The organism is Massilia sp. AB1 (genome assembly GCF_018119385.1).
Classification (GTDB): domain Bacteria; phylum Pseudomonadota; class Gammaproteobacteria; order Burkholderiales; family Burkholderiaceae_D; genus Telluria.
Genome location: NZ_JAGKSG010000045.1, coordinates 1 through 13,624, shown reverse-complemented (window position 1 = coordinate 13,624; position 13,624 = coordinate 1). Strand labels below are relative to the sequence as shown.

The window sequence follows — 13,624 nt, the reverse complement described above, 5'->3', positions numbered from 1 at the left end:
AGGATAAGGCTGTATGTTTACTGGAATCGTCGCCGCAGTCGGCAACATCACTTCCGTCGCGCCGCTGGCGGGCGGCCTGGACGCGGGCGTGCGCCTGGCGATCGACGCCGGCCCGCTGCCGCTGGCGGACGTCGCACTGGGCGACTCGATCGCCATCAACGGCGCCTGCATGACCGTGGTCGACAAGACCGCCAGCACTTTCACCGTGGACGTATCGCGCGAGAGCCTGAACAAGACGGTGGGCCTGGACGCGCCGGGCGAAGTGAACCTGGAAAAGGCATTGACCCTGGCCGAGCGCCTGGGCGGCCACCTGGTCTCGGGCCACGTCGATGGTCTCGGCACCGTGCACAGCTTTGAGCCGGTGGGGGAATCGCGCGAGCTGATCATCGACGCGCCTCACGAGCTGGGCAAGTTCCTGGCTTATAAGGGTTCGGTGGTGGTGAACGGCGTGTCGCTGACCGTGAACCGCGTCGAGGATCTCGATGGCGGCGCAGGGAAGGTGTGCCGCTTCTCGATCAACCTGATCCCGCACACGATCGAGGTCACGACCCTGAAGCACCTGCGCGCGGGTTCCAAGGTGAACCTGGAGATCGACCTGATCGCGCGCTACGTCGAGCGCATGCTGTCGGCCAAGGGCTGACCGCGATTCTCTGTACCGGCGCCGACCAGCCGTAGGGTTGGCGGCTTCGCCGCCGACGCGCTCAGCTCAATGGTGAGCAGGCGCGCTATTTTTTCCTGGGCCGCATGAACGCGTCGGCGGCAGAGCCGCCAACCCTACGATGGGCCCAGGCCGGAGGTCCGCCCGGTGAGGCGCCGGAGCCCTCAGTTCCCCGTTCCCACCGATGCGGCGACATGCGCCGCCCCCGGTTTCTCCGGATTGAGCACCACCTGTACATAGTTCTGCGTGTCGATATACCGCCGCGCCGCCGCCTGCACGTCCTGCGCGCTGAGCGCCTGCACCTGCCGCTCCACATCCAGGATCGAGGCCGGATCGGTCCCCTCGGTCAGCGCCGCCTGCAGGTTGGCCACCCAGTACCCGTTCTCGCGCAGCGAGCGCCGGTGATTCTGGATCCAGTTGGTCTTGACCTTTTCCATCTCTGCCGCGCTCGGCCCCTGTTCCTGCAGGCGCCTGATCTCGGCGAAGGTTGCCGCCAGCACCTTGTCCACGTGCTCGGGGCCGGTCGGCAGGCTGATGCCGATCGAGTAGTTCCCGTAAGGGATCTTGCTCAGCGCGCCGTTGGCGCCGCCGCCGTAGATCATGGCCATCTGCTCGCGCAGCACCTCGATCAGGCGCAGGTTGATCACCTCGATCAGGGCCGCCAGGCGCAGCTGCTCGGTTTCCGAGAACTCGGCCTGTCCCGTGAAGTTCAGCGAAATCGTGCTCTTCGGTTCGAGCCCGCTGCGCACCTCGCGCTTGACGACGCCCGTCACCGGTCGCAAGCCCACGTCGCGGTAGGCGACCGGTATATCCGGCGTCGGCAGGCTGCCGAGGTAGGTAGCCAGCAGCGGCCGGACCGCGTCGGCATCGAAGCTGCCCACCATGATGAAGGTCAGGTCCTTGGCGCTGGAGAAGCGCTGGCGGAAGATCTCGATGCTGCGGTCCAGGTCGATCTTGGCGTAGTCGTCGGCCTCCAGGGCGCGCGGCGCGCGCGGATGGTTGTTGTACAGCGCGGACACCACCGCGTCGCCGAAGCGCCGGCCGGGCTGGCCGCTCTGGTTGCGCGCCAGCTCGGCCTGCTTGCCGACGTAGGCGCGGAACAGGTCTTCGTCGCGCCGCACCGTCGAGAACTTCAGCCACAGCAGCTGCAGCATGGTCTCGATGTCCGAGGCGCCCGAGGCGCCCGCCACCAGGTCGGTGTAGCTGCCCAGGCCGACCGTCACGCCGGCCGCCTTGCCGGCCAGGATCTTGCGCATGTCGAGCGGCGAGAAGTCCTTCACCCCCATGCTGGCCACGATGGCGTTGGCGAAGCGCGCGTTGAGGATGTCCTGGTCGCCGAACAGGCTCTGGCCGCCGAAGCGGGCCGCGCTCAGCATCACCTGGTCGTTGAGGAAGTCCGTCGGCTTGAGGATCACCTTGACGCCATTCGACAGGCTCAGGTGGGTCAGGCCCAGGGCCTTGTCGTGGCGCTCGGCCACGATGCGGCCAGGCGCGGGCGGCTTGTCCATCAGGCGCGCGGCCACCGCCTTGTCGTCGTGCGGCAGGACCGGCTGGCGCGCCGCCTCGGCCACGGCCGCAAGCAGCTGGGCGCCGGTCGGCGCGTCCGGCTTGTTCATGCCGGTGTACAGCACCAGCTTGCCCGAATCGGCGGGAATCGTGCGGCGCGCATAGGCGTTCAGCTCCTCGAGCGAGATGCCGGGCACCAGCTCCTGCACGTAGCGGTATTCGGTGTCGATGCCGGGAATCGCCTCGTGCTGCAGGAAGTTGCGGATATATTCGGCCGCGTAGGTGGCGGAATCGCTCTTGGCGCGTTCGTTCCAGGCCTGCTCGTAGCTGCGCATCAGGTTCTTCTTGGCCCGCTCCAGTTCCTGGGCGCCGAAGCCGTGGCGGCGCGCGCGTTCGTTCTCCTGCACCAGGGCCGCGATCGCCGGCGCCGCGCCGCGCGGGCCGAGCGAGGCGCTGGCGTTGTAGGAGTGGTAGCGCGGGGTGAGCTTGCCCAGGGCGCTGCTGGCCGCCATGAAGGGCGGTTCGGGCTGCTGGGCCAGTTCGATCAGGCGCTGGTTGAGCATGGCGCCGAACAGGGCCTGCATCAGTTCCTCGCGGTAGGCGCGGATGGTGCCGGGCTCGCGCACCGGCTGCAGCGGATAGCGGATCAGCACCGAATTGCCGCTCGCCTCATGGTCGAGCACCACCAGCGCCTCGGTGTCCGCCCGCGCCGGAATCGCGGCGTATTCGCGCGCGCGCGGCCTGGCGGGATTCTTCAGGCGCGAGAAGTGCGACCTGATCAGCGATTCGGCGCGCGCCGGATCGATGTCGCCGACCACCACCACGGCCATCAGGTCCGGCCGGTACCAGTCGCGGTAGAAGCGCTTGAGCGCCGCGGGCCGGAAGCTGCGCAGCACGTCTTCGTGCCCGATCGGCAGGCGCTCGGCGTATTTCGAGCCGTTGAAGATCTTCGGATAGATCTGCTTGCCCATGCGGTCCGACGCCCCTTTGCCCAGGCGCAGCTCCTCGAGCACGATGGCGCGCTCCTTGTCGATGGCCTCCGGCTCGAAGCGCACACCATGCGCCCAGTCTTCCAGCACCTGGAAGGCCTTGGCGACGCTTTGCGGCTGGTCGGTCGGAATCGGCAGGATGTAGACGGTTTCGTCGAAGGAGGTGTAGGCGTTCAGGTCGGCGCCGTAGCCGACTCCGATCGACTGCAGGTAGGACACCAGTTCGTGCTTGCGGAAGTGGGTGCTGCCGTTGAAGGCCATGTGCTCGACGAAGTGGGCCAGGCCGCGCTGGTCCTCGTCTTCGAGGATGGAGCCGGCCTTCACCACCAGGCGCAGCTCGAGCTTGCGTTCCGGGCGGGCGTTGCGCTGGATGTACCAGGTCAGGCCGTTGGCCAGCTTGCCCACCTTGACCTGCGGCCCGACGGGAATCGGCTCGTCCAGCCGCAGCGCGGAGGGCGCGGCATTGGCCAGCATGTGCGCGAACAGCACCGCGGCCAGGCACAGGCTGCGCACGAAATTGTTGCTCATTGGCTTATCCCGGATGTATGTGTCGGAGCATTCTAACCCGGCCCGGGCCGCCGGCAGGGGGCGCACAGCCGACTCTTGCATCCCTTTATTTCGTCAGCCGGCCCTGGGCCAGCAGCTGGGCCATCTCGACGGCGGCCACCGGGCGGCTGTACAGGTAGCCCTGGAACACGTCGCAGCCGATGGTGCCGAGGAAGTCGCGCTGGCCGACCGTCTCCACGCCTTCGGCGACCACCGCCAGCGACAGGCCCTGGGCCAGGGCGATGGTGGCCTGGGCGATGGCGGCGCTGCGCTGCTCGGTGGTGATGTTGCGGACAAAAGCCTGGTCGATCTTGAGTTTGTCGAGCGGGAAGCGCGACAGGTAGCCGAGCGAGGAGTAGCCGGTGCCGAAATCGTCCAGCGACAGCGAGACACCCATCGCGCGCAGCTCCGCCATCTGGGCTTCGGCGGCGGTCGAATCTCCCATCATCACGCTTTCGGTCAGTTCCACCTCGAGCCAGGCCGGCGCCAGGCCGCTGTCCTGCAGGGCGGCGCGCACCACGGTGGCCACGTTGCCGGCCTTGAACTGGTGGGCCGAGACGTTGACGGCGATGCGCACCGGCGCCAGGCCGGCGGCCTGCCAGGCCATGCTCTGGAAGCAGGCCTGGCGGATCACCCACTCGCCGATCGGCAGGATCAGGCCCGTCTCCTCGGCCAGCGGGATGAAATCGGCTGGCGAGACCTGGCCGATGTCGCCGTTGCGCCAGCGCAGCAGGGCTTCCATGCCGACCACGCTGCCGTCCAGGCGCGAGATCTGCGGCTGGTAGTGCAGGGCCAGCTCGTCGCGCTCGATGGCGCGCCGCAGCCGGGTCTCGAGCGCCAGCCAGCGCATGGCTTCGGCGTTCATCTCGCCCTTGAAGAAGCGGAAACCGTTGCGCCCCGACTGCTTCATGCTGCCCAGGGCCGCGTCGGCGGCCTTGAGCAGGTCGCCCGCCGCGCCGCCGTCGCGCGGATAGATGCTGATGCCGACGCTGCCGGTGACCACCACGTCGTGCCCGCCCACCTCGTGCGGCTGGGCGATGGCGTCGATCAGGCGCCGCGCGCAGTGGATGATGGCGTCGGTGTCCTCGCAGCCGTTGACGATCATGACGAATTCGTCGCCGGACAGGCGCGCCACGGTGTCGGTCGGCCCGGCCACCTCGCTGGCGCGCCGTCCCACCTCGCGCAGCACGGCGTCGCCGGCGGCGTGCCCGAGGCTGTCGTTGATGCGGGACAGGCGGTCGACGTTGAACAGCAGCAGGGCGACCTGGCCGCCGCTCTGGCGCGCGGAGGCCAGCGACTGCTGCAGGCGGTCGTTGAACAGGGAACGGTTGGGCAGCAGGGTCAGCGCGTCGTGGTTGGCCAGGAAATCGAGCTGGTGGTGGGCCGCCTTGAGCGCCGACAGGTCGGTCGATACCGACACGTAGGCGGTCAGCTTGCCTTTGTCGTTGCGCACCGCGCTGATGCTGGCGCGCTCCGGATAGACTTCGCCGTTCTTGCGGCGGTTCCACAGCTCGCCGCGCCACTGGCCATCCTTTTCCAGGCAGCCCCACATGGCCTTGTAGAAGTCCTCGTTGTGGCGCCCCGAGCGCAGGATGCGCGGATTCTCGCCCATCACTTCGGCTTCGGTATAGCCGGTGATCTGTTCGAAGGCGGGATTGACGGCCACGATATTCGCGTTCGCGTCCGTCATCATGATCGCTTCCTGGGTGCTGTCGAACACCTGGCGCGCCAGTTCGAGCCGGTGCTCGCTCTCGCGCAGCGCGGCGTCGGCCTCGGCGCGCGCGATCGCTTCCAGCTGCAGCTGGGCGGCGTGGCGCTGCACCACCTCGTACAGGTTCAGGTTCTCGTAGGCCACGGCCAGCTGCGCCGCCAGCGCGGTGGCCCAGCGCTCCTCCTCGTCAGTGAAGGGGCGGGCGCCGGGACCGCGGCCGCAATACAGCCAGCCGAGCGGATGCTGCAGGTCGTGCACCTGCAGCCCGAGCAGGTGGGCCAGCGGCGGGTGGGCGAAGGGCAGGCTGTCGAGCAGGGAGTCGCCCTGGGACAGGCGCAGCGGCGCGCGCACCCGCAGCAGCGCGCCCGGCAGGTGCGCATCGTCCAGGGCCGCCGCCTGCAGCAGCGCGCCGTCGATCCCACGGGTTTCGAGGTGGCGCACGCCGCGCTCGGTGCTCTCCTGCAGGCAGACGGCGGCGACGTCGGCGTCCAGCACGCGGCGCGCGGCGTCGAGGAAGGCGCTGGCCAGCGCATCGACGCGGCGCTCGCCGACCAGGGTCAGGCACAAGCGCTCCAGTTCGGACAGGCGGGCGCACAGGTCGAAAGGCAGCCCGCGCTCGCGCTCATGGTCTTGCGGCAGGGGCGGGGAGGGGGCGCCTTCGAGGACGCCCAGCTCGGCGTTGACCGCTTCCAGGATCTGGTGGGCGTCGGCCGGCTTGCTCAGCACCGTGGACACGCCGCAGCGCGCGGCCATCGCCAGCGTCTCGCGCTCGGCGTACACGGCGGAGAAGAAGATCACCCTGGTCGCGGCCAGGGCCGGGTCCGCGCGCAGCTGCTGGACGAACTCGTAGCCGTCCATGGTGGGCATCAGGATGTCGGTGATGATCAGGTCGGGACGGTCGGCGCGCGTGAGCGCCAGCGCCTGGGCGCCGTCTTCGGCCTCCAGCAGCCGGTGGCCCGTGTAGCCGAGCAGGGCGGCCAGGAAGGCGCGGTTGCTCGGCCGATCGTCGACGATCAGGATCGTGGCCATCAGCACCGCCCTCTCGCAACGAGAGCGGCACGGGCGCTGGAATAAGGAACTACCACCATCGGCAACTCCGTCGGGAGGGCGGCCGTGCGTCGCGTGTGCGAACGGCTGCGATGTCTTTATCATAATCGACTCGCGCTCAGGCACGCTAGGATGTTGCGCGCGGAAATGTGAAACTTAACAATTTGCCCGTGGTATGAGGTGATGCCTGCGACACTTGTTGTTGCATATTGACAACCAGATGCCGGGCGGATCGCGCGCCGCGGCGGCCTCATGCCGCGCCATGGCGGGTCTCCCGGGGGAAAGCCGGTTGAAAGGCTGCAAATCCTTTAAAATAGCGGATTACGCATAACCGTCCCGATTCAAGGAATTCGCATGTCTATCTCCAGCACCGAGGAAATCGTTGCCGAACTTCGCGCCGGCCGCATGGTCATTCTGGTCGACGAAGAGGATCGCGAAAACGAAGGCGACCTCGTGCTCGCCGCCGATTTCGTCACTCCCGAAGCGATCAACTTCATGATCCGCCACGCGCGCGGACTGGTCTGCCTGACCCTGACCGAAGAGCGCTGCGACGAGCTGGCGCTGCCGATGATGACCTCGAAGAACGGTACCTCGTTCGGGACCAATTTCACCGTGTCGATCGAAGCGGCCGAAGGCGTCACCACCGGCATCTCGGCGGCCGACCGTGCGCGCACCATCCAGGTGGCCGTCAACAAGGGCACCACCCCGGACGACCTGGTGCAGCCGGGCCACATCTTCCCGCTGCGCGCCCAGAAGGGCGGCGTCCTGATGCGCGCCGGCCATACCGAGGCGGGCTGCGACCTGACCGCGATGGCGGGCCTGACCCCGGCTTCGGTGATCTGCGAGATCATCAAGGAAGACGGCACCATGGCGCGCCTGCCGGACCTGATCGAGTTCGCGCACGAGCACGGCCTCAAGATCGGCACCATCGCCGACCTGATCCACTACCGCAGCCAGAACGAAAGCCTGGTCGAGCGCGTGGCCGAGCGCGCCATCTCGACCGAGCACGGCGAGTTCAAGCTGGTGGCTTTCCGCGACGGCCCGAGCGGCTGCGCCCACCTGGCCCTGGTGCATGGCGAACTGTCGCCCGAGAAGGAAGCGCTGGTGCGCGTGCACCAGCCGGTGTCGCTGCTGGACCTGCTGGAAAACCGCTCGTCCACCCACTCCTGGGACATGGCCTCGGCCATGCGCACCATCCAGGCCAGCGAGCGCGGCGTGCTCGTGCTGCTCAATTGCGGCGAGAGCGCCGAGCAGCTGTTCGCCCAGTTCGCGCCGCCGGAAGCCAAGGGCCGCGCCAGCGCGCGCGCCGCGTCGATGGACCTGCGTACCTACGGCATCGGCGCCCAGATCCTGCGCAACCTCGGCGTGGGCAAGATGCAGCTGCTGGCCAATCCGCGCAAGATGCCGTCGATGACCGGCTTCGACCTGGAAGTCACCGGCTACCTGCCGTGCCCGGCCGCCTGACGCAACGCGCTACCATACACACATCACCTATATATACACAGACAAGAAGAGGTCAGCCATGACGGTAGGAACATATGAAAGCAATCTGGCAGGCGAAGGCCTGCGCATCGGGATCGTGCAGGCCCGTTTCAACGCCGACATCGGCCACGGCCTGCTGTCGTCCTGCCTGGCCGAGCTGAAGCGCCTGGGGGTGGCGGACGAGGATATCCTGCACGTGACCGTGCCGGGCGCGCTGGAAGTGCCGCTGGCGCTGCAGAAGATGGCCGAGACCCAGCAGTTCGACGCGCTGATCGCGCTGGGCGCGGTGATCCGCGGCGAGACCTACCACTTCGAGCTGGTGGCGAACGAATCGGGCGCGGGCATCACCCGCATCGGCCTGGACTACGGCATGCCGATCGCGAACGCGATCCTGACCACCGAGAACGACGAGCAGGCCGAGGCCCGCATGGCGGAGAAGGGCGCGGACGCGGCGCGCGTGGCGGTCGAGATGTCGAACCTGCTGATCGGCCTGGAAGAGCTGTCGGCCGAAGAAGAGTAAAGAAAGAAGCGAAGATCATGACTGACAAGAGTATGCACGCCAACCCCAGCAAGAACCGCACGCCGCGCCACCGCGCGCGCGAGTTCGCGCTGCAGGGCCTGTACCAGTGGCTGCTGAACAATGAAGCGGCCCGCACCGTCGCCACCAACATTCGCGGCGCGCACGGTTTCGACAAGGCCGACGGCGAGTTCTTCGCCGAACTGCTGAACGGCACCATCAGCACCTCGGTCGAGCTGCGCGAATCGATCGCCCCGCTGATCGACCGCCAACTGGCCGAACTGTCGCCGATCGAGCACGCGGTGCTGCTGCTGGGCGCTTACGAGCTGAAGAACCATCCGGAGATTCCTTACCGCGTCGTGATCAATGAAGCGGTGGAACTGACCAAGTCCTTCGGCGGGATCGACGGGCACAAGTACGTCAACGGCGTGCTGGACAAGCTGGCGGGCAGCCTGCGTCCGGACGAAGTGGGGGCGGACGGACGGCGTTGATGCCGTTTGTGCTATCTATATAGAGAGAAGCCACCGTGCGGGAGTACGGTGGCTTTTTTGTTGGCTGTGCGTGGTATTCGTGCAACTTGGGTCCCGGCCTTCGCTGGGACGACGTGCTAGCGCTTGTGAATATGGTTGGCGCTTCCACTGCCCACAATCCTATGCACGTCGTCCCGGCGCAGGCCGGGACCCAAGTTTGCCCGCATCCCAGGAGCGCCAGAGAAGCCACACGCCCATAAAAAAACCACCGCCGCAGCAGTGGTTCAAGAGGAGTTCTTACCGCTTACAGCCCGGCGATCACTTCCGCCGCCGGCGCCGGCGCTTCGGCCGGAGCCGCTTCCGGCTTCACCACCGGCTCAGCCGGCTTGCTGACCATGATCGGCGCCGCCGGTTCACGCGGGGTGAAGGTCGGCACCTTCTGGCCGCGCGCCACCTGCTTCAGGCGGCGGTATTCCGCCAGCACCTTCGAGCCGTAGCCCGAATCGGTTTCCAGGTCGGCCGCGCCCACATAGGTCTTCAGGCCACCCTCGACCGAGCCGGTACGCTTCACGTAATCCTTCAGGATCAGGGCGCCGACACGGATGTTGGCGACCGGATTCAGCGCAGCTTCCTGGCCGCCCACTTCCGCAAACTTGTCGTGGTGCACCTTGGCCATGACCTGCATCAAGCCTTTGGCGCCCACCGGGCTTTCCGCGAACGGGTTCAGGCCCGATTCGATCGCCATCACCGCCAGGATCAGCAGCGGGTCCAGCTTGACCTCGTGCGCCGTCATGTAGGCGGTCGAGACCAGCATGTTGGCGGCGTCGCTGGCGACGCGGTAGCGCTTGGACAGCCAGTCGGTCACCCATTGCTGCTGCTTGGTGTTGCGCAGCGCGGGATGTGTCTCGTCGGCGGCTTCTTCGGCCACGGCTTCCGCCACGGTCATGGCGTTCGTGGCGACCGGTGCGGCGGCCACGATGGTCGGCTGCGGATGCAGCAGTTGCGAGACGCGCTTGGCGACGTCGTCGTTGGTGTACAGCAGCGCGAGCGCGGCGATTGCCGTCAGACCGCATACGGTCAGTGTGTATTGTGCGGTGGTCAATAGACCGCGTGCCGCTTTCGTCACGGAAGCCCACGTGATTGGCTGGCTGGCCATGGTTTGGACGAGCCGTGCGCTCGCGATGAAACGATGCATCATCGAATCTCCCTTTTGTCGCGGCAAAAACGATCCCGTCGGAGCGCAGTAAGCGCTTCGTTTGGACGTACGTTGCCGTGCATCAGAAATATCGTCTGTCGCCGCCTTGCGGTGGACTGACGCCGTCATTGCTTTGCTTAAGCTGGTATGGCCAGGGCGGCAGGGACCAGTGGCTCAACAACTAACTCGGGGTTCTGGGCAGACGCCCAATGAAAACACTCCTTAAAATGTCATGTGGGGCCCCGACCCCGTGAATGAGTGAGAACAGCTAAAATGGTGTCAAAAAGACGTGCCTGCCTCATCAAGTAGGGTGGATTGTAGGGGCGAGCTTATATCAAGTCAACCCTAGCACTTTCCGTCCTTATTACTTTTAGTTCTGATTTCCAGAGGTCAATCTGGAAATTACTCAGCAATTCAAGGACTTGGGCGGCATCGTTCACTAACCAAATGCAGTTGAAAAAACGATAAAAGATTGATGAAATATACAGACTTACGGGATTTCATGGCCCAGCTGGACAGCATGGGCGAACTCAAGCGCGTAGGAATCCCGGTGTCGCCGAACCTCGAGATGACGGAGGTCTGCGACCGCACCCTGCGCGCCGGCGGCCCGGCGCTCCTGTTCACCCAGCCCACCGGCCACACCATCCCCGTCCTCGGCAACCTGTTCGGCACGCCGCGCCGCGTGGCCCTGGGCATGGGCGCGGACGACGTGGGCGAGCTGCGCCGCATCGGCCATGTGCTGGCCCGCCTCAAGGAGCCCGAACCGCCCAAGGGTTTCAGGGACATCATGGGCCTCGGTTCGCTCGTCAAGGCGGTGTGGGACATGGCCCCCAAGGAAGTGCGCGGCGCGCCTTGCCAGGAGATCGTCTGGGAAGGGCAGGACGTCGACCTGGCCAGGCTGCCGATCCAGCATTGCTGGCCGGGCGACGTGGCGCCCCTGATCACCTGGGGCCTGGTGATCACCAAAGGGCCTAACAAGAAGCGCCAGAACCTGGGCATCTATCGCCAGCAGGTGCTGGGGCCGAACAAAGTCATCATGCGCTGGCTGGCCCACCGCGGCGGCGCGCTCGACTTCCGCGAGCATGCGCTGGCCAATCCGGGCAAGCCCTATCCGATCGCGGTGGCGCTGGGCGCCGACCCGGCCACCATCCTGGGCGCGGTGACGCCGGTGCCGGACAGCCTGTCCGAATACCAGTTCGCCGGCCTGCTGCGCGGCAGCCGCACCGCGCTGACCAAGGCCATCGGCAGCGAACTGCGTGTGCCGGCGTCCGCCGAGATCGTGCTGGAAGGGCATATTTACCCGGATGCCAATCACCCGTCCGGCTTCGAGCACGCGCTCGAAGGGCCGTATGGCGACCACACCGGCTATTACAATGAGCAGGACAGCTTCCCGGTGTTCACGATCGACCGCATCACGATGCGCCGCGATCCTGTTTATCACTCGACCTATACGGGCAAACCGCCCGACGAGCCGGCGGTGCTGGGCGTGGCGCTGAACGAAGTCTTCATCCCGCTGCTGCAGAAGCAGTTCAGCGAGATCACCGACTTCTACCTGCCGCCGGAAGGCTGCAGCTATCGCATGGCCGTGGTGCAGATGAAGAAGCAGTACGCGGGCCACGCCAAGCGCGTGATGTTCGGCGTGTGGAGCTTCCTGCGCCAGTTCATGTATACCAAGTTCATCGTGGTGGTGGACGAAGACGTCGACGTGCGCGACTGGAAGGAAGTGATCTGGGCGATCACGACCCGGGTCGATCCGACGCGCGATACGGTCATGGTCGATAACACGCCGATCGATTACCTGGACTTCGCCTCGCCGATCAGCGGGCTGGGGAGCAAGATGGGGATCGACGCCACGAACAAGTGGCCGGGCGAGACCAATCGGGAGTGGGGCACGCCGATCGTGATGGATGAGGCGGTCAAGCGCAAGGTCGACGATATCTGGCAGCAGCTAGGTATCTAAGAGCAGTCGCTAAATTATGCACGTCGCCCCGGGACTCGGCGTCCCCCTCGACCGGGGTCCAAGTTTGCATGCGCCGTCGAGCCGCGAAACTTGGGTTCCGGCCGTCGCCGGAACGACGGTTTACAAGCTAACTGAATAGTAAGCGCGGGCAGTTTGCCCGCCGTTTCCCAAACGGGATGGGGTGCGGTATAATGACTGCTGGCGGGCCCCTGCGCATTGTGGCATGGTTTACCTGGTCAGGTCGGGAACGAAGCAGCCAAAGCCGTTCACCGCAAGTGCCGCAGATCAGGCTCGCCTCTTATCTTCCTCCTGCTTTACCCTCCCTAGTCAGTTTCCGCTTCGACACGACCGTGAAGTCGCCGATGTGCTTCGCCCGTCGCTAGTGATGCTTGAAAGCATGGCCACAGATTGTTCGCGGCAACGGCCATCTGCGGTAAAATCTCGGCATGTCCTATCAAGTCCTCGCCCGCAAATACCGTCCCAAGAACTTCGAAACGCTGGTCGGCCAGGAGCACGTCGTTCGTGCGCTGACCCATGCGTTGAGGACCGGCCGCCTGCACCACGCCTATCTGTTCACCGGCACGCGCGGGGTCGGCAAGACCACCTTGTCGCGGATCCTGGCCAAGTCGCTCAATTGCACCGGCCCGGACGGGCAGGGCGGCATCACTGCCGAACCCTGCGGGCAATGCGAAGCCTGCCGCGCAATCGACGCCGGCCGCTTCGTCGACTATATAGAGATGGACGCGGCCTCCAACCGCGGCGTCGACGAGATGGCCCAGCTGCTCGAGCAGGCCGTCTATGCGCCGAGCAATGCGCGCTTCAAGGTCTACATGATCGACGAGGTGCACATGCTCACCAACCACGCGTTCAACGCGATGCTCAAGACGCTCGAGGAACCGCCGCCGCACGTCAAGTTCATCCTCGCGACCACCGATCCGCAAAAGATCCCGGTGACGGTGCTGTCGCGCTGCCTCCAGTTCAACCTGAAGCAAATGCCCCCGGGCCACATCGTGGGCCACCTGGAAAACATCCTGGGCCAGGAAGGCGTCAGCTTCGAGCAGCCCGCGCTGCGCCTGCTGGCGCAAGGCGCGCACGGCTCGATGCGCGACGCGCTCTCGCTGACCGACCAGGCGATCGCCTATGCCGCCGGCCAGGTGACCCTGGACGCGGTGCAAGGCATGCTGGGCGCGCTCGACCAGTCCTACCTGGTGCGCCTGCTGGACGCGCTGGCCGCCCAGGACGGCGCCGACCTGATGGCGGTGGCCGACGAGATGGCCAGCCGCAGCCTGTCCTACAACGGCGCGCTGCAAGACCTCGGCACCCTGCTGCACCGCATTGCCCTGGCCCAGAGCGTGCCGGCCGCCGTGCCGCAAGACCTGCCCGAATTGAGCGACATCTTGCGCCTGGCCGAGCTGTTCGACCCGCAGGAAGTGCAGCTGTATTACCAGATCGCCGTGCACGGCCGTAACGAGATCGGCCTGGCGCCGGACGAGTACGCCGGCTTCACGATGACCCTGCTGCGCATGCTTGCCTTTCGTCCCGG

At 66.3% G+C, this 13,624-nt stretch carries 9 protein-coding genes and 1 other RNA gene; 7 read left to right on the top strand and 3 right to left on the bottom strand.

The genetic code is table 11. The features are described from left to right. Nucleotides 1-13: 13 nt before the first annotated feature. Nucleotides 14-640 carry a riboflavin synthase gene (locus J8847_RS19905; RefSeq protein WP_211526448.1) on the top strand — a complete coding sequence of 209 codons (627 nt, stop codon included), beginning with the start codon at nucleotides 14-16 and terminating at the stop codon, nucleotides 638-640. A gap of 182 nt (nucleotides 641-822) precedes the next feature. Here J8847_RS19905 and J8847_RS19900 read toward each other — a convergent pair whose 3' ends face one another. Both J8847_RS19900 and J8847_RS19895 read right to left on the bottom strand, forming a co-directional pair. Next, the gene (locus J8847_RS19900; protein WP_211526447.1) at nucleotides 823-3,681 is read right to left on the bottom strand and encodes a pitrilysin family protein; all 2,859 of its coding nucleotides are present in this window, start codon (nucleotides 3,679-3,681) and stop codon (nucleotides 823-825) included. Nucleotides 3,682-3,766: 85 nt separating this feature from the next. Beyond that, the gene (locus tag J8847_RS19895; protein ID WP_211526446.1) at nucleotides 3,767-6,439 is read right to left on the bottom strand and encodes an EAL domain-containing protein; all 2,673 of its coding nucleotides are present in this window, start codon (nucleotides 6,437-6,439) and stop codon (nucleotides 3,767-3,769) included. 372 nt (nucleotides 6,440-6,811) lie between these two features. Between J8847_RS19895 and ribBA the strand changes: the two genes are divergently transcribed. From ribBA to nusB, 3 genes are read left to right on the top strand one after another with little or no spacing between them, the layout of a single operon-like run. Next, the gene (gene ribBA / locus J8847_RS19890; protein WP_211526445.1) at nucleotides 6,812-7,921 is read left to right on the top strand and encodes a bifunctional 3,4-dihydroxy-2-butanone-4-phosphate synthase/GTP cyclohydrolase II; all 1,110 of its coding nucleotides are present in this window, start codon (nucleotides 6,812-6,814) and stop codon (nucleotides 7,919-7,921) included. Between the two features lie 58 nt (nucleotides 7,922-7,979). Next, the gene (gene ribH / locus J8847_RS19885) at nucleotides 7,980-8,459 is read left to right on the top strand and encodes a 6,7-dimethyl-8-ribityllumazine synthase (RefSeq protein ID WP_211526444.1); all 480 of its coding nucleotides are present in this window, start codon (nucleotides 7,980-7,982) and stop codon (nucleotides 8,457-8,459) included. Nucleotides 8,460-8,476: 17 nt separating this feature from the next. Continuing rightward, the gene (nusB, locus tag J8847_RS19880) at nucleotides 8,477-8,947 is read left to right on the top strand and encodes a transcription antitermination factor NusB (protein ID WP_211526443.1); all 471 of its coding nucleotides are present in this window, start codon (nucleotides 8,477-8,479) and stop codon (nucleotides 8,945-8,947) included. Between the two features lie 283 nt (nucleotides 8,948-9,230). On the opposite strand, the gene J8847_RS19875 is transcribed toward nusB, so the two are convergent. After that, complete coding sequence (locus J8847_RS19875) at nucleotides 9,231-10,028, bottom strand: transglycosylase SLT domain-containing protein (RefSeq protein WP_373999953.1); 798 nt, start codon at nucleotides 10,026-10,028, stop codon at nucleotides 9,231-9,233. A 568-nt stretch (nucleotides 10,029-10,596) separates the two neighbouring features. Here J8847_RS19875 and ubiD point away from each other — a divergent pair. The 3 genes from ubiD to dnaX all read left to right on the top strand — a co-directional run. Continuing rightward, on the top strand, nucleotides 10,597-12,081 hold the full coding sequence (ubiD, locus tag J8847_RS19870) for a 4-hydroxy-3-polyprenylbenzoate decarboxylase (RefSeq protein ID WP_211526442.1): 1,485 nt from the start codon (nucleotides 10,597-10,599) through the stop codon (nucleotides 12,079-12,081). A 200-nt stretch (nucleotides 12,082-12,281) separates the two neighbouring features. After that, an RNA gene (gene ffs, locus J8847_RS19865) (signal recognition particle sRNA small type) lies at nucleotides 12,282-12,380 on the top strand. Nucleotides 12,381-12,527: 147 nt separating this feature from the next. Beyond that, nucleotides 12,528-13,624 (top strand): DNA polymerase III subunit gamma/tau (gene dnaX / locus J8847_RS19860; protein WP_211526441.1); only part of this gene is annotated, 1,097 nt, incomplete at its 3' end.